The organism is Microbacterium sp. S1037, assembly GCF_048381605.1.
In the GTDB taxonomy this organism is placed as follows: Bacteria; Actinomycetota; Actinomycetes; order Actinomycetales; family Microbacteriaceae; genus Microbacterium; species Microbacterium testaceum_B.
Window position 1 is genome coordinate 1199535 of sequence record NZ_JBLWIG010000001.1, and the last position, 16665, is coordinate 1216199.

Here is a 16665-nt window from a genome sequence, read left to right on the forward strand (position 1 = left end):
ACCGCGCGGCGTCGATCGGCCCGGCCGCGCCGACCCGGCGTGCATGTGCCGTGCCGTCCTGCGGAGTTGAGCCGCGACGCGCCGTTTCCGGATGCCGCGGTCTCGGCGTTTCGCCCGGGACTCCGCGTGACGGTACGCGCCGCGCCCCCGGGACTCCGCGTGACGGGACGTCCGGGTCGCCGTGGGTGCCGGCGTGCGTGTGGTGTGCCGTCCTGCGGAGTTGAGCCGCGACACGCCGGTTCCCGATGCCGCGGTCTCGGCGTTTCGCCCGGGACTCCGCGTGACGGTACGCCCCGCGAGCCCCGGTCTCCGCGCGACGGTACGCCCCGTGGCCCCGTGGCCCCGTGGCCCCGTGGCCCCGTGGCCCCGTGGCCCCGTGGCCCCGCGGCCCCGGGACTCCGCGCGACGCCACGCCGAGCCGCCCGCGCGAGCGGCGCCGTCGCGAATGTCGGACGTCTCCGCCACACTGGGACGACCCCGAGGAGGCGCCCATGACCGAGCCCGACGCCCACGACGTCATCCGCGTGCGCGGTGCCCGCGAGAACAACCTGCAGAACGTCGACCTCGACGTTCCCAAGCGCCGGCTCACGGTCTTCACCGGCGTCAGCGGCTCGGGCAAGTCGTCGCTGGTGTTCGGCACGATCGCCGCCGAGTCGCAGCGGCTCATCAACGAGACGTACCCCACCTTCGTCCAGCAGTTCATGGGGCAGCTCTCCCGCCCCGACGTCGATGCGCTCGAGAACCTCAGCGCCACGATCCGCGTCGACCAGGAGCGCATGGCCGCCAATGCCCGATCGACGGTCGGCACGGCCACCGACGTGCACGCCATGCTGCGCGTGCTGTTCAGCCGGCTCGGTCAGCCTCACGTCGGTTCCTCTCAGGCCTTCTCCTTCAACGTCCCCTCGATCTCGGGCGCCGGTGCCGTCACGATCGCGACCGGGGCGCGAAAGGGGCAGAAGGAGCGGCGCTCGTTCGAGATCACGGGCGGGATGTGCCCCGACTGCGAGGGTCTCGGTCAGGTGAGCGACATCGACATCTCGCAGCTCCTCGACGAGACGAAATCATTGAACGAGGGAGCGATCACCGTCCCCGGATACACGGCCGACGGGTGGATGGTCCGGGTCTTCAGCGAGTCGGGGTTCTTCGACGGCGACAAACCCGTCTCCGAGTTCACCGCCGAAGAACGCCACGACCTGCTCTACAAAGAGCAGACGAAGGTGCGCATCGCGAACACCAACATGACCTACGAGGGGCTCGTTCCCAAGGTCACCAAGAGCATGCTGCAGAAAGACCGCGACGCCCTGCAGCCGCACATCCGCGCGTTCGTCGATCGCGCCGTCACCTTCATCGCCTGCCCGGCGTGCGGGGGAACCCGACTCAACGAGGGCGCTCGGTCCTCGCGCATCGGCGGGGTGAACATCGCGGATGCCGCCGCGATGCAGATCACCGACCTCGCCGCCTGGGTACGTACGATCGACGACCCCTCGGTGGCTCCGCTCGTGCAGGGGCTCCGCGACACCCTCGACGCGTTCGTCCATATCGGGCTCGGATACCTCTCGCTCGACCGCGCGAGTGGCACGCTGTCGGGCGGTGAGGCGCAGCGCACCAAGATGATCCGCCATCTCGGCTCGAGCCTCACCGACATCACCTACGTCTTCGACGAGCCCACGGCGGGTCTTCACCCGCACGACATCCAACGCATGAACGAGACCCTCCTGCAGCTGCGTGACAAGGGCAACACGGTGCTCGTCGTGGAGCACAAACCCGAGGTGATCGACATCGCCGATCACGTCGTCGACCTCGGGCCCCGCGCCGGACGAGAGGGCGGGTCCGTGCAGTACGAGGGCGATGTCGACGGCCTCCGCGCATCCGGCACCCTCACGGGCCGGTTCCTCGATCATCGGGCCGAGCTCAAGAGCGCGGTGCGCCCCGCCACCGGCGCGCTCCCCATCCGCGGGGCGACCCGGCACAACCTCCGCGATGTCGACGTCGACGTCCCCCTCGGGGTGCTCACCGTCGTCACGGGCGTCGCCGGATCCGGCAAGTCGTCGCTCATCCACGGCGCTCTCCCCGCTTTCGACGACGTGGTGGTCGTCGACCAGACACCCATCAAGGGCTCGCGTCGCAGCAGCCCGGCCACCTACACGGGCATCCTCGACGCGGTCCGCGCCGCCTTCGCGAAGGCGAACGGCGTGAAGCCCGCCCTGTTCAGCGCGAACTCCGAGGGAGCCTGCGCCGCCTGCAAGGGTCTCGGGGTGATCGTCACCCAGCTCGGCTTCCAATCGACCGTCGAGACCGACTGCGAGCTGTGCGGCGGGAGCGGCTTCTCCGACGAGGTGCTCGAGTACACACTCCACGGCAAGAACATCGCCGAGGTACTGGCGATGTCGGTGTCCGAGGCATCCGAGTTCCTCACCACCGGGCCCGCGGTCGCGGTCCTCGGTCGACTCGTCGACGTGGGGCTCGGTTACCTCACGCTCGGCCAGGCGCTGAACACGCTCTCCGGAGGCGAGCGGCAGCGACTCAAGCTCGCCATCTCGATGGCGAAGTCCGGGGCGGTCTACGTCCTCGATGAGCCGACGACGGGCCTGCACCTCGCCGACGTCGACAACCTGCTCGGTCTGCTCGATCGACTCGTGGATGCCGGCAACACCGTCGTCGTGATCGAGCACCACCAGGCGGTCATGGCGCATGCCGACTGGATCATCGATCTCGGACCCGGGGCCGGCCACGACGGCGGACGGGTGGTCTTCGAAGGCACCCCCGCCGATCTCGTCGCCGCACGCTCCACCCTCACGGGCGAACACCTCGCCCGCTACGTGGGAAGGTGATCACGAGATCCGACCACCGTCACCCACGGGCGTCGACGAAGGAGACACCGGCATGACACAGCCCCTGACACCGTCGACGCTCGTCGAGCGATACCTCGCTGCTCTCGAGCGATCCGACCTCGACGCGGTGTTGGCGCTTTTCACTCCGTCTGGGCGGGTGCACTCACCGCTCTACGGCGAGCGTCCCGCCGCTGAGTTCTACCCGGACCTGTTCTCCGACACGGCGTCCTCGCGGCTGACGCTCCGTCGCGTCATGAGCGCCGTCGACGGTGCGCCCGTCATCAGCTTCTGGTTCCGTTTCGACTGGGTTCTCGCCGACGGGTCGCCGGCGCCGTTCACCGTCGTCGACATCGCCGAGCTCGCGCCCGACGGACGCATCGAGACCCTCCACATCGTGTACGACACCGCCTCCGTGCGTGAGGCGTTCGATGCGAGAAGGCCTCCCCTCACGCCGACGTAGACGCTGACGGCGTACACCGACGGCGTAGACACGCCCACGACGTCAGGCGTGCGTGCTCAGCGTCGCATCGTGCAGGTGACGCTCCCCGTGCGAGAGGACCTTCACCATCACGCCCCGTTGACGGAGTTCGGCGACCGCGCGCGTCTCGTCGTCGCGCGTCACCCCGAGAGAGCGAGCGCTCGTCACGACGAGCACGTCACCGCGCGTCAGCGTGCTGAAGAACCGGTCCAGGCGCGCCGCCCATCCCTCGAGGGTCTCGGGAGCCGGGTGGCGGAAGCCTTCGATGGGAACGCCGAAGCGTGTGAGGTCGTCGCGCTGCTGGACGACGCTCGGCATCCCCGGTCGCGACACCACCAAGCCCACGAGGCGCGATCCAGCCGGACGGGCACGCCACCAATCGCGGTCGCTCTGCAGCTCCGTGAAGCACTTCGGGCACTCGGCCGCCGCGTGTGCGAGGGGGACGGGGCTGGTCCCGGCGGCATCCGCGGGTGACGTCGTCGTCGTGCTCGGATCGCTCATGGAAACCTCCGCTCCCATTGTGCCGCACCGCGGCCTCGATCCGTTCGCCGACGCGGCGCACCGGATGTCGCCGTTGCGCTTCCCGGCGGACGGATCGAGGCTGCCGCGGTCAGTGCGCGGAGTACCCGCCGTCCACCAGGTGGTAGCTGCCCGAGATGAACGACGCGGCATCGCTCAGGAGGAACAGGGTCAGCGCCGCGACCTCGGCGTCCGTTCCGAGGCGCCCCGCCGCGTGTTCCTGCTCGAGGTGGCTGAGGGCTTCGGCGCTCAGGCTCGAACGCACCAGGGGGGTGTCGATGAAGCCGGGCCCGACCGCGTTGGTGCGCACGCCCTGCGCGGTGTACTCCAGAGCGGCGACTTTCGTCAGCCCGACCAACGCGTGCTTGCTCGCGACGTAGGCCGCGTTCTGTGCGATGCCGACCGATCCGAGAACGGAGGACATGTTGACCACGGCTCCGCCACCGGACGCGACGATCGCCGGGAGCTGGAATCGCAGACCGTAGAAGACGCCGTCCAGGTCGACGGACCGCACGCGGTCCCAGGCTTCGATGTCGTACTCTCCGATGTTCTGCGCAGCGGCACCGATACCGGCATTGTTCACGGCCAGGTGCAGCGCGCCGTAGGTCGTCTTGGCGAACTCCACGGCGGCTTCGGAGTCCTGCCACTTGGCGGTGTTCTGTGCGAATGCCTCGGCGGTGCCTCCTGCGTCGCGGATCTGTGAGACGACAGCGTCCGCGGCATCCTTGTTGATATCGGTGACGACCACCGACGCGCCCTCCGCTGCCAGCTCGCGCGCGATCTCGGCGCCGATACCGCTCCCCGCGCCCGTGATGAGTGCGACCTTGTGGGTGAACCTGCTCATGATCGGATTTCCTTTCCGCATTCTGTCCGCGCGGATCTCACCCGGATTTCATGCGCATGAATACAAGCCCCCGCGCCCTGGCGAATATTCCGTCACTCCTCCTCGCCGTCGTCCAATCGCAACTCGAGGCTGAGCTGGTCGGCGTCGAGCTCGGCCAGAGCGTGCCGCAGGGCCGCGGTGCTGTATCGGCCGTCGCGCCCGACGCGAGCGAGCCGCCGTCGCATGGCTTCGATCGAAGCGAGGCGCAGCTCGAGCAGATCGCGCATACGGCCCGAGACATCCTCGTCGGGCGGCTCCGTGATGCGTGCCCCGACGCGTTCGATGATCTCGTCGGGGAAGGCTTCGCCGTCGCGTCGTCGGAGCTTGCCCGCCTGCAGGGCTGCGGCCGACGCCTCGCGCAGTTCGGCGTCGAGCGCGCGCTGTTCTTCCCGTGTCGGCCCCTCGCCGCCGTCGCCGGAGAGGCCTACGGCGCGGACGACGGCCGGCAGGGTCAGGCCCTGCACGACGAGACTGAAGAGCGCGACGAGGAACGCCACGAAGATCAGGAGGGGGCGGTCTTCGACCCCCTCGCGCGGCAGTGTCTGGGCGGCGGCGAGGGTGACGACACCGCGCATGCCCGCCCACACGATGATGGAGCCGTGTCGCCACCCGAGGGGGCTGTCGCGGTAATAGTCGAGGTCGGCCATCGTGCGTGAGATGCGAAGCCGCATCCACCCGATGCGACGGTCTGTCCGGGCGGGATCGTCGACGCGCCGGCTCAGACTGCCGGAGTCGTTGCGGACCGACTCCTCGAACCGATCGAGGCGGTCCCGCGCCTCGTCGATGCGCCCCTGGTGGCGCGCGAGGTTCCGGCCGCGCCGACCCTGGATCCAGATGAGCCCCGACACGTACAGGGCGCGCACGACCAGGGCGATCCCCAGTGCTGACAGGGCGAGCCAGGTTCCGTGCCAGAGGCCCTCGTGCTCGCTCAGGTTGCTCTGCACGATGTCTTTCAGCTCGAGGCCGAAGACGAGGAAGACGCCACCCTCGAGGATCAGCTCGATGGTGCGCCAGTTGAGCCGATCACTCATCCGCTGCTCCGGCGTGAAACGGCGGGTCGCGCCCTGGCCGGTCACGATCCCCGCCACGACCGCCGCCACCAGGCCCGAGCCGCCGAGGTGCTCGGTGGGCAGGTAGGCGATGAAGGGAATCGTGAAGCTCAGGGCGGTGTTCGCCGCCGAATTGGTGACGCGTTCCCGCACCCGCAGGTTGACCCAGCCGATCGCCGCGCCGATGACGAGGGCCAGCACCACCCCCCACGCGAAGTTGGCGATCGCGTCACCGAACGCGAAACCGGATGCCACGGCCGCCACCGCGGTGCGCAGCAGCACCAGCGCGGTGGCGTCGTTGAGCAGGCTCTCGCCCTCGAGCATCGTCACGACGCGCGGTGCGATGCCCAGCCGTTTCGCGATCGAGGTCGCCACGGCATCCGTGGGGCTCAGGATCGCCCCGAGCGCGATGCCGAGAGCGAGCCCCAGGCCGGGGATCACGGCCCAGAAGAACAGACCGAGCACGACGGAACTGAGCACGACCAGCAGCACGGACAGCCCCGCGATGGGGACGAAGTCGCGGCGGAACTCGATGGCGGGAAGCTGCACGGCCGCGGAGTACAGCAGCGGTGGGAGGACCCCGACGAGGATGACCTCGGGATCGAGCGAGAACGGCGGGAAGAACGGAAGCAGGCTCACGCCGAGGCCCAGGGCCATGAGGACGAGCGGCCCCGCCACGTTGAACTTGGGGGCGATCACCGTCACGAGGGCCACGACCACGACCCCGGCCACGACGAGGATGAGGGGATCGATCACCTTTCGAGGCTAGCCCCGGGTGTCGAGACCCTCCGACGAGAGGCGTCGGGATCGGCCGTGAGCGTCACGCCGATCCGGCGTGCGCGGAGAGTTTCGCGAAGAAGTCCTCGAGCAGGTATCGCGTGTCGACCTGTTCGCAGACCCGGACGTCGGGGCCCGTGCCCGGCCCGTCGGTCATGAGCGCATCGGCCGTGAATCGCGGGCGCGGGCGCCGACGCCAGACCGCTCCGAACGGGTTAAGGGCCACGGCGATCGCGGGGGAGTCGCCGAGCGAGCGGAAGTCGGCCGCGTATCCCGGCTTGCTCTCGTTGTAGTCCTGCACCGTCTGTGCGAGGTAGGCACCGATCTCGCCGCACGGCCGCACCCGACGGTCGAGCTCGGCCTGGCCGACGCCGACGTGCGTGTACACCGGCATCGGGATCTGCCAGAGGTCGATCTCGGAGTCGAAGACGACATTGGCCGACGCGATGTCGTTGTTGAGGTTGTATTCCGGTCCGTACACCGCCTCGATGCCGTCGTACGGGGGTCCGCCGATCCAGATCACCGTGACGTCGCGTCGTGCGAACTCGGGATCGATCAGCAGGGCTGAGGCGACGTCGGTGAGCGGCCCGAGGACGCAGACGGTCAGCGGACCCTCGAGGCTCGCGCTGAGCAGGAGATCGGATGCCGCCGACAGCCGGGCCGTGGTCTCGTCGTCGAGCGCGCGGTCGCCACCGTCGCGGACGACCACATCCGGGTCGTTCAGCAGGGCCAACAGGCGGTCGACCTCGGCTCGGCTCTTCTGCATCGATCCCGGGGCGCCGAAATGGGCGGGGGCGATCCCGACGATGTCGAGAACAGGGGAGAGGAGGGCGTGGACGATCGCGAACTGATCGTCGGCCTCGTTCGCAGCGTCGGTGCTGATCACCACGCGTCGTCGCGTCGTCGTCATGGCAGTCCTTTTTTCATGTCCTTTATTAACGGCTTGTAATTAGTGTCGCACAGTTGCTAACGTCGGTCCGGCCCAGCAAGGGAGCTCGAGGAGGACGCAATGACGGGACGATCCCGATGACCGTGACGACGGCACCGCCTGCCACGCGCCAGACCGCCTCGACGCCCTCCGCGCCGAGAACTCGAGGACGTGGCATCGGGGTCCGCGCACCCTGGTGGTTCCTGCTCCCGGCGCTCGCCGTCTACGCGCTGATCGTGGTCTGGCCGAGTCTCACCGGTGCGTTCTTCTCGGTCACCGACTGGAACGGCGTCTCGCCGGACTGGTCGTTCGTCGGTCTCGAGAACTTCGTCGCCGTCCTCGAAGGTCGGCGCGGTCTCACCGCCCTGACCAACACCCTCATCCTGGCGTTCGTCGTCACCGTGGTGCAGAACCTCGTCGGTCTCGCGCTCGCCCTCGGACTGAACTCGCTCGTCAAGACCCGCGGCATCCTGAAAGTCGTCTTCTTCGCGCCGGTCGTGCTGACCCCGCTCGTGGCCGGCTACATCTGGAGCTACCTCCTCGCGCCGTCGGGCGCGCTGAACGAGTTCCTCGGAGCGGTCGGTCTCTCGGCGCTGCAGCGCGACTGGCTCGGTGACCCGCAGACCGCTCTGCTGGCCGTCAGCGCCGAGATCGTCTGGCAGTTCTCGGGATACTCGATGGTCATCTTCCTCGCCGGTTTGCAGGCGATCCCGGAGGAGGTCCTCGAGGCGGCGACGATCGACGGCGCGGGGCCGTGGCGCCGGTTCGTCAGCGTCATCCTGCCCCTGCTCAACGGTGCGGTCGTCATCAACGTGATGCTGTCGCTCATCGGCGGCCTCAAACAGTTCGACCAGGTCGTCGCCATGACCGGCGGGGGGCCGGGCATCGCGACCGAGACCCTCTCCACGACCATCTACAAGAGCGCCTTCACCACCGGCGACTACCCGGGATCGATCGCGCTCGCCGTTCTCATGACACTGCTCATCGCGGTGCTCGCGGGCGTGCAGTACCGCCTCACCCTTCGGAAGGCGGACGCGTGAATCGTTACACCTGGCGCACGGGAGTGCGCGAGACCGTCCTGATCGCGGTGGCGCTGGTCTACCTCATCCCCATCGCCGCCCTGCTGAACGTCGCGTTCCGCCCCGCGGAGTCGCGCGCCGGAGCCCTCTCGCCGTCGTGGCCGCCGACGTTCGACAACTTCGCCCAGGCCTGGACGCAGGGCGCCCTGGGGCCGGCGCTCGTCAACAGCGTGATCGTGTCGGTGGCGAGCGTGCTCGGCGTCACCGTGATCTCGGCGTTCGCCGCCTACCCGCTCGCGCGGGTGGGGCGACGGTGGTCGCGGTTCGCGTTCTACGGCTTCCTCGGGGGCCTGCTCCTGCCCGGTCAGCTCGCGCTGCTGCCCCTGTACACCACGATGCGCGACCTCGGTCTGCTGGGCGGTCTGCCCGCGCTCATCCTCATCAACATCGGCGGCCAGTTGCCGTTCTCGATCTTCCTGTACACGACGTTCCTGCGGGAGATGCCGCGCGACTACGAAGAGGCCGCGCTGCTGGACGGCTGCGGACCCGTGCGTGCCTTCGTGAGCGTGGTGTTCCCGATGCTGCGAGCGGTCACCGGCACGGTCGTGATCTTGAACTCGGTGTCGGTCTGGAACGAGTTCTTCAACCCGCTGCTGTACCTCTCCGGCAGCGGCAACACCACCGCTCCCGTGGCGATCTACAACTTCGTCGGGCAGTACGTCGCGCAGTGGCCCCTGGTGTTCGCGGGGCTGGTCATCACCACGATCCCCGTGCTGGTGCTCTACTTCGCGCTCCAGAAATACATCATCAAAGGCTTCGCGGGCGGGCTCAAAGGCTGAGCCGACGCGCAGATCCGGGGCTTCCATCCCCGGCGCATCAAGGAGATGACATGAAAACACACCGCAGTGCTCTCGCCGTCGCCGCCCTCGCGGGCGCCACCGCTCTCGTGTTGAGCGGGTGCTCGACCGCCGTGGGTGGAGGCGCCGAGGACGCGAACGTCCTCACCTTCGCATCGGGCAGCGAGGAGACGACGCAGAAACTCATCGACGGGTTCGAAGCCGCCAACCCCGGCGTCTCGGTCAAGGCGGAGTTCATCGAGTCGGACGCCTCCTACATCCAGCAGCTGCGCACGCGCCTGTCCGGAGGAACGGCACCCGACGTGTTCAAGGTCTGGGCCGGAGGTGGGGGCACCATGGCGACCTGGAAGGTCGCCACCGACGGCCTCGTCGCAGAACTGGATGACCAGCCCTGGGCCGCCGATGTCCCCGACAACGTCCGGTACGTCAGCAGCCTGGACGACAAGCTCTACGCGCTCCCGTCGAACCTGGGTGCGATCGGTGCGCTCTACAACGATCAGGCGCTCGCGGCCGTCGGCGCCTCGATTCCGCAGACGTGGACGCAGGTGCTCGACCTGTGCAAGACAGCCGCGGCCAATGGCAAGGTCGCCTACGCCCTCGGCAACAAGGACGCATGGACGACGCAGCTCATCCCCTACGCGCTGACGGCGACACTGGTCTACGGCCCCAACCCTGGCTTCTCCGAGGAGCAGGCCGACGGCTCGGCCACCTTCTCCGATTCCACGTGGAGCGACGCGCTCGACAAGACGAAGCAGATGATGGATGCCGGGTGCTTCAACGCCGGTCCCAACGGCACCAGCTACGACGCCCAGATGACCCTGCTCGGCCAGGGCGACGCCCTGGGCGCTGTCCAGGTCAGCCAAGCGATCTCGGCCGCCGAGCAGTACGCCGCGGACGGTGCGACGTTCTCGATGGCCCCGCTGCCGGCCACCGACGAGGTCGGAGCGCAGTACTACCCGACCGGCGTCGGCGTCTCCTTCGCGATCAACGCGAAGGCGAAGAACCCCGAGCTCGCGCAGAAGTTCCTCGCCTACGTGGCATCACCGGCCGGTCAGAAGCTCTGGGCCGAGGTGTCCGGGAGCATGCCCGCCCTCCCGTCCGACGAGCGCGAGCTCAGCCCGGTGCTCGAGGCCGTCGAGACCGCGCGTTCTGCGGGCCTCACCACGCAGTACTACCCCGACCAGGTGTGGCCCTCGACGGCCGTCCAGGACGGCCTGCTCGTCGACATGCAGCGTTTCTACAACGGAGAGATCTCCGGCGCGACGGTGCTGGAGAACATGGACGAGGCCTACAAGGCGTCCTGACCGGACGACGATCAAGACGTCGACGACGGACGGGCGGTGCGGCAGTGGATGCCGTGCCGCCCGTCCGTCGTTCCGGCTTCAGCGCGCGGGAGCCGTCGAAGCCCGCACGATCAGCTCGGGCGAAGGGGCGGTCATCACCGGGTGGGCGTCGTGGCCGAGTGCCTGCAGAATCGCCGTTCCCGCCCGCTCGCCGAGAGCGGCGACGTCGCGGGCCATCGCGCTGAGCGGCGGCACGGTCGATCGGCACAGCACCGAGTCGTCCCAGGCCAGGAGTGACAGGTCGCCGGGCACGTCCACTCCGCGCCCGGCGAGCTCGGACGCCGCAGCCGCGGCCATCACGTCGTTGTCGAAGACGATGGCGGTCGGTGCGGCGGGTGCCGCGAGCAAGCGGTCCACCGCCGCGACACCCCCGGCACCGCTGAAGTCGGCCACCTCGATACGCGCGTCGAGCCCCAGTCGAGCCGCGGCGGACTCGAACGCGTCCGTGCGCCGCCGCGTGTGCGCGAGAGTGTCCGGGCCCGAGACGCGCCCGATTCGCGTGTGCCCGAGCTCTCGCAGATAGTCGACCGCGGTCTGCATCGGCGCCTCTTCGTCGACCCACACGACCGCGTGGTCGGGAGCGTCGTTGGGGTGAGCGAGGGCGACGCTCGCGAATCCGAGACGGTCGGCGAGCTCGAGCCGGGGGTCGTGCTGCTCGAGGATGTCGACCAGCACGACCCCCGCGACCCGACCCGACTGCGCCCAGCGCTGATACGCGTCGAGCTCCTCGTCGAGGTCGGGCACCACCTGCAGGACGAAGGGGCGACGGTGCTCGGTGAGCACCTCCTCGAGCCCGCTCATGAAGTCGCTGTAGAAGGCCTCGACGCCGAGCTGACGCACGGGGCGCCGGAGCACCAGGCCGACGGAGCGCCGCAGAGCGGAGGGGGGTGCGGGCTCGACCATCATCGTCGCCAGTATCGCCTATCTCACGAGCGCGCGGGCGACCAGGTCGTTCGCACTGCGCAGGACGCCGGCGCGCGCGAAGGCCGCGGGGTCGATCCCCGCGGGACCGCTCACCCGGAAGACATGTCGTTCCCCGGCGGTCAGGGTCACCATGCCCGAATCCACGCGCGCGGCGGGATCGACGAGGTCCACGAGGAGCGTGGCATCCTTCACCAGCGTCTGCGCGGTCAGTGTGACCTCGTAGCCGTCCGCCACGGCGCGCGCGTGCACCTCCGTCGCGTCGACGAGGGCGAGGGCGGTGTCCTCCGCGAAGTAGTGCAGACCGCGCTCTCCCGAGGACGACTCGGCGACGAGGACTTCGCGCGACGGGTCGCCGGCCACGGCCAGCGACGCGTCGATCGGGGCCGTCCAGGCCGAGCGCGCCGCCACCTCGAGATCGAGAGTGAGGGATGCCAGGACGGTGCCATCGAGGCCCTCGCGGCGCAGCTCGACACGGCCGGTGATCGCCTCGTCGCTGTCGTTGTGGAGGGTCACGCGCAGGCCGTCGCCGTCGAGCACGGGCTGGATCGTCAGGAGTCGCGGGGCAGAGACGCGTCGCAGCTCGTACCAGAGGGGCTTGCGGTGACGGTGGCTGTCGACCGCGGCCCACGACACGACCGGCCAGCAGTCGTTGAGCTGCCACACGATCCACCCGCGGTTCAGGGGGGACAGCGAGCGGAACCACTCGATGCCGAAGGAGACCGCCCGGGCCTGGTTCAGCTGCATCGTCCAGTGCCAGTCGGCGTAGTCGCCGGGCGCCGGCAGGTGCGCGCCCAGACCCCGCTCGAGCTTGTCATTGCCCTCGTTCGCCTTCTGGTGCGCGAGCATCTCGCGGCCGAAGGGGCTGCGGGGCTCGTCGCGAACGACGCTCTCGAGCGTTGAGAACGCGGGTGGGCCCTGGAAGCCGAACTCCGAGACGAACCGGGGGTGGTAGGCGCGGTAGCCGTCGTAGTCGCGCGTGTTCCAGACGTCCCAGATGTGCATCGTTCCGTGGGCGTCGTCGTTGGGGTGGACGTACGAGCTGAACGAGAACGGGCTCCCGTCCGAGTAGAAGGTCGTCGGTGCGAGCTCGGCGACGATGCGGGGGAAGAGGTCGCGATAGTAGCCCTCACCCCACGTGCGCCCGTTCAAGCGAGAGCGCCATTTCCAATCGACGTAGCCCCAGATGTTCTCGTTGCCGCCGTTCCAGATGACGAGGCTCGGGTGGCTCGTCAGACGCGTGACGGCCTCGCGCGCCTCCGCCTCGAACTCGTCCCACAGCTCGGCATCCTCGGAGTACGCGGCGCACGCGAGCAGGAAGTCCTGCCAGACGAGGACGCCCTCGCGGTCGCAGATGTCGTAGAAGTCGTCGCTCTCGTAGAGGCCGCCGCCCCACACGCGCAGCAGGTTGAGGCCCGCGTCCGTGGCATCCGTGATCGAGGCCGCGAGGCTCTCGGGCGTGATGCGGGTGACGAAGACGTCGTCGGGAATCCAGTTGGCCCCGTGCACATAGACGTCCCGGCCGTTGATGCGCACCGAGAAGGGGCTGCCCTGCTCGTCGGGCGCGATGTCGACTTCGACACGGCGGAATCCGATCGCCCGCGACCAGCGGGTCGCCTCGTCGACACCGTCGCCCACCCGCACGGCGAGGTCGTAGAGCCTCGCCTCGCCGTAGCCGCGCGGCCACCAGGGCTCGGCATCCGGGACATCGAGGTCGATCACGACGGGCTGACCCGGCCGTGCCTCGACTCGCGCGGAGGCTCCCGCGACCTCGATCTCGACCGTGACCGGCTCCTCGTCGTCGCCCTGCCACTCGAGGTCGACATGCGCGGTGAGGTGCGGGATGCCGTCGACGATGTCGACCACCGGGCGCACCGCCGCGATGCGCACGTGCGCCCACTCCTGCAGGCCGAGGGGCCGCCAGATGCCGGCGGTGGCGAAGTCGGGACCCCAGTCCCAGCCGAAGTTGCAGGCGCTCTTGCGGATGGTGTTGAACGGGTGCGCGTACGAGTGGGGGCGTTCCCCGAGCACCTCCTCGCGCTCACGGGCGTACCGGACGGGGGAGCGGAAGTCGATCTCGACGCTGTTCTCCCCCTCGCGCAGCACCGCGGCGAGGTCGGTGCGGTAGCTGCGGTGCTGATTCACCGTCTCGAGCACGACCACGTCGTTGATGCGGACGGTCGCGACGGTGTCGAGTCCCTCGGCGACGAGGTCGACGCGCGCGTCATCGAGGGTGGGGTGCCACGAGAACGTCGATCGGTAACGCCAGTCCGATTCTCCGATCCACGCGAGCTCGGCCTCCTGCGCACCCGGGAAGGGATCGGCCATCAGGCCGGCGGCGAGGAGGTCGGTGTGCACGACCCCGGGAACGGTCGCCGGGATGCCGTCGTCGAGGGCCGCGTAGGCGTCCGGGCGGTCTCCGCGCAGGAGGGTCAGGGTCCAGCCTTCGTCGAGGGGGTGGTACATCAGCGTCGGTGTTCCTTCCGGGAGAGGCCCGCCGTCACGCCCACGCGGATCCGGGTGGGCGGTAGTATCAGAACGGTCACGGGTGTTATTCAACCTACTAAATTAAGCGGGTGAGAGAAAGTATGCCGGGAGAGACGACCGGCGTCTCCACGCCATCGCTGGTGCTCGACGTCATCCGTACGCGCGGGCCGATCAGCCGCATCGAGCTCGCCGCCGCGACGGGCCTGACCCCCGCGACGATGACGAACGCCGTGCGCCACCTGATCGACCAGAGGCTCGTCATGTCGGTGGGTCACAGCGAGTCCACCGGGGGGAAGCGACGCGAGCTGCTCGACGTCAACCCGACGACGCGCTACGGCCTCGGGGTGCAGCTCGGCCCTGAATCGGTGCAGGTCGTCGTGGCCAACCTCTGGGGTGCCGTCGTCGGCCGCATCGGCGTGGCCGGCGCGGCGGACGCCGACCCGAACGACATCGTCGCCTCCGTGACCTCGGCCGTGACCGAGTTGCTCACGGCGACATCGCTGGGCGACGGACTCGTCGAGGGTCTGTGCGTCGCCGTGCCCGGGCCGCACGACGACGCGGGAGCGATCGTCGATACGCCCGGCCTCGCCACGTTGGAGGGGTTCCCCCTCCGCTCCGCGCTGGAGGCGGCGACGGGCCTGGACGTCCGGCTCGAGAGCGCCGCACTCCTCTCCGCCGCCGGTGAAGTGTGGACGGGTGCGGCGGCCGACTCGCGCGCCCTGGCGGTGATCCACCTCGATGGGGAGCTCGGTGCGGGGATCGTCGTCGACGGGCGTCTCGTCCGCGGATCGCGCGGTCGAGCGGGTGACATCCGGCATCTTCCCATCGATCCGGCCGGCCCCCTGTGCCGCTGTGGGCAACGGGGCTGCCTCGCCGTCGTGGGCACGACCGACGCGATCGTGAAGAGGTACCACGACGAAGCCGGCACCAGACTGACTGCCGATCGCATCGCCGCGCGGGCGGGCACCGACCCCCGCGCCGCTCGGGCGATCGACGATGCGGTGGCCGCTTTCAGCCGGGGAGTGGTCGCGTTCGCCGACGTGCTCGACCTCGACCGGCTCGTGCTCTCGGGGCGCGGCTACGGCCGGATTCTCGACCGCTACCTCGACGGCGTGCGTGACCACGCGCGCGCCCTCGGCCGCACGAACCTGGTCGTCGCGGTCTCGGCGAACCAGCGCGATGCGGGCGCGGTCGCGGCCGCCGGTTCCGTTCTGCGCGACCACGTCGACGCGCGCTGACGCTCCCGCCGCGCCACCCGCGGCACTCGACGTCCAACGGTGCGGCGACACGCGACGCGCCGAGCCGGGAAGCGCCGGGCTCAGGCCTCGGCGCGTAACGCCTCGGCGACCGCCTCGAGGCCCGTGAGCACCTCGGCGAAGCTCGTCGACAGCGGCGACAGGCCGATGCGAAGTCCCCCCGGGTCGCGGTAGTCGGGCAGGACGTCCTGCGTCCACAGACGGGCGGTCACCGCGCGCATCGCCGGGTGCGAGAGCGTCACGTGCCCCCCGCGCTCCGCCGCGTCCCGAGGTGAGGCGACACGCACGTCGAGGGGAGACAGGATGCCATCGCTCACGCGCAGGGCGAACTCGGTGAGCGCGACGGACTTCTCACGCACGGCGGCGATCCCGGCCGATTCGAGGAGGTCGAGCGTGTCCTGCATCGCGATCATGCCGAGGATCGGCGGCGTCCCCGAGAGGAAGCGGCGCATCCCCGTCGCGGGCCGGTAGTCGGGGCCCATCGAGAAGACGTCGGCCGCGCCCATCCACCCCTGCACGGGCTGGGTGAGGGTGTCGTGGTGGCGCGCGGCGACGTAGGCGAAGGCGGGGGACCCGGGTCCGCCGTTGAGGTACTTGTAGGTGCACCCGACCGCGAGATCGGCGCCCCACGTGTCGAGTTCGACCGGCACCGAACCCGCGGAGTGGCACAGGTCCCAGAGCACGAGGGCTCCGGCGTCCTGGGCGATGCGCGTCAACTCGGCCCCGTCGGCGAGGAACCCGGAGCGGTACGAGACGTGGCTGAGGAGCACCACCGCCGTGTGAGGACCCACGACCGCGCGGAGGAGTGCCGGCTCGACGCCGCGCGACGTGTCGACCTCGACCCACACGACGCGCGCCCCGCGTTCGGCGGCGATGCCCTCGACCAGGTACCGATCGGTCGGGAAGTCGTCGCGCCCGACGACGATCTCGACGCGATCCGGATCCGCGGCCATGCGCTCGTCGAGGGCGGCGCGCAGGAGCTTGTAGAGGAGCACCGTCGTCGAGTCGCCGATGACGGTCTGCCCCGCCGCGGCGCCCAGCGCGACGGCGCCGATGCGGTCGCCGATCTCGAACGGCAACTGCATCCAGGACTCGTCCCAGCCGCGGATCAGGCGGCCGCCCCACTCGTCTTCGACGAATCGGGCGAGGCGTTCCCCGGTCGCCCGCGGAGGGCGACCGAGGGAATTGCCGTCGAAGTAGACCAGCGATGTATCGGCGCCGACGAACGCGTCGCGATGGTGTGCGAGCGGATCGGCGGCGTCGAGAGCCGTTGCCTCCGCTGCGAAGGCGGCCGTCAGGTCGGTCGACACGGGGTCA

Annotated in this window: 13 protein-coding genes; 6 read left to right on the forward strand and 7 right to left on the reverse strand. The window is 69.8% G+C overall.

The window, feature by feature from the left end; genetic code table 11:
• Positions 1 to 491: 491 nt before the first annotated feature.
• Positions 492 to 2831 carry an ATP-binding cassette domain-containing protein gene (locus ACMW4R_RS05295; protein ID WP_418299354.1) on the forward strand — a complete coding sequence of 780 codons (2340 nt, stop codon included), beginning with the start codon at positions 492 to 494 and terminating at the stop codon, positions 2829 to 2831.
• Positions 2832 to 2883: 52 nt separating this feature from the next.
• Entirely contained in the window at positions 2884 to 3291 is a 408-nt protein-coding gene (locus tag ACMW4R_RS05300) for a nuclear transport factor 2 family protein (protein ID WP_418299355.1), read from the forward strand.
• 42 nt (positions 3292 to 3333) lie between these two features.
• Here the strand turns inward: ACMW4R_RS05300 and ACMW4R_RS05305 are convergent, their stop codons facing one another.
• The 4 genes from ACMW4R_RS05305 to ACMW4R_RS05320 all read right to left on the reverse strand — a co-directional run bounded on the left by ACMW4R_RS05305 (position 3334) and on the right by ACMW4R_RS05320 (position 7447).
• A complete protein-coding gene (locus tag ACMW4R_RS05305) occupies positions 3334 to 3810 on the reverse strand; it encodes a hypothetical protein (protein ID WP_058595781.1) in 477 nt (158 codons plus the stop codon).
• Positions 3811 to 3919: 109 nt separating this feature from the next.
• On the reverse strand, positions 3920 to 4672 hold the full coding sequence (locus ACMW4R_RS05310; protein WP_058595780.1) for an SDR family NAD(P)-dependent oxidoreductase: 753 nt from the start codon (positions 4670 to 4672) through the stop codon (positions 3920 to 3922).
• A 92-nt stretch (positions 4673 to 4764) separates the two neighbouring features.
• On the reverse strand, positions 4765 to 6516 hold the full coding sequence (locus ACMW4R_RS05315) for a cation:proton antiporter (RefSeq protein WP_081317263.1): 1752 nt from the start codon (positions 6514 to 6516) through the stop codon (positions 4765 to 4767).
• A gap of 64 nt (positions 6517 to 6580) precedes the next feature.
• Positions 6581 to 7447: a nucleoside hydrolase gene (locus ACMW4R_RS05320; protein ID WP_418299356.1), complete on the reverse strand. Its 867-nt coding sequence runs from the start codon at positions 7445 to 7447 to the stop codon at positions 6581 to 6583.
• A gap of 116 nt (positions 7448 to 7563) precedes the next feature.
• Between ACMW4R_RS05320 and ACMW4R_RS05325 the strand changes: the two genes are divergently transcribed.
• Genes ACMW4R_RS05325 through ACMW4R_RS05335 form a run of 3 tightly spaced genes read left to right on the forward strand, consistent with a single transcriptional unit; the run spans position 7564 to position 10645 of the window.
• Complete coding sequence (locus tag ACMW4R_RS05325) at positions 7564 to 8505, forward strand: carbohydrate ABC transporter permease (RefSeq protein WP_058595778.1); 942 nt, start codon at positions 7564 to 7566, stop codon at positions 8503 to 8505.
• Entirely contained in the window at positions 8502 to 9323 is an 822-nt protein-coding gene (locus tag ACMW4R_RS05330) for a carbohydrate ABC transporter permease (RefSeq protein WP_058613921.1), read from the forward strand. The genes ACMW4R_RS05325 and ACMW4R_RS05330 overlap by 4 nt, the downstream gene beginning before the upstream one ends.
• 50 nt (positions 9324 to 9373) lie before the next feature.
• On the forward strand, positions 9374 to 10645 hold the full coding sequence (locus tag ACMW4R_RS05335; RefSeq protein WP_418299357.1) for an ABC transporter substrate-binding protein: 1272 nt from the start codon (positions 9374 to 9376) through the stop codon (positions 10643 to 10645).
• A 78-nt stretch (positions 10646 to 10723) separates the two neighbouring features.
• Here ACMW4R_RS05335 and ACMW4R_RS05340 read toward each other — a convergent pair whose 3' ends face one another.
• On the reverse strand, positions 10724 to 11590 hold the full coding sequence (locus ACMW4R_RS05340; protein ID WP_418299358.1) for a LacI family DNA-binding transcriptional regulator: 867 nt from the start codon (positions 11588 to 11590) through the stop codon (positions 10724 to 10726).
• A 15-nt stretch (positions 11591 to 11605) separates the two neighbouring features.
• On the reverse strand, positions 11606 to 14071 hold the full coding sequence (locus tag ACMW4R_RS05345; RefSeq protein ID WP_418299359.1) for a glycoside hydrolase family 2 protein: 2466 nt from the start codon (positions 14069 to 14071) through the stop codon (positions 11606 to 11608).
• Positions 14072 to 14181: 110 nt separating this feature from the next.
• Here ACMW4R_RS05345 and ACMW4R_RS05350 point away from each other — a divergent pair, with 110 nt between their 5' ends.
• Positions 14182 to 15330 (forward strand): ROK family transcriptional regulator, encoded by a 1149-nt coding sequence (locus tag ACMW4R_RS05350; RefSeq protein WP_418299360.1) that lies wholly within the window; start codon positions 14182 to 14184, stop codon positions 15328 to 15330.
• 80 nt (positions 15331 to 15410) lie between these two features.
• Here ACMW4R_RS05350 and ACMW4R_RS05355 read toward each other — a convergent pair whose 3' ends face one another.
• Complete coding sequence (locus tag ACMW4R_RS05355; RefSeq protein WP_418299361.1) at positions 15411 to 16658, reverse strand: kynureninase; 1248 nt, start codon at positions 16656 to 16658, stop codon at positions 15411 to 15413.
• Positions 16659 to 16665: the final 7 nt, after the last annotated feature.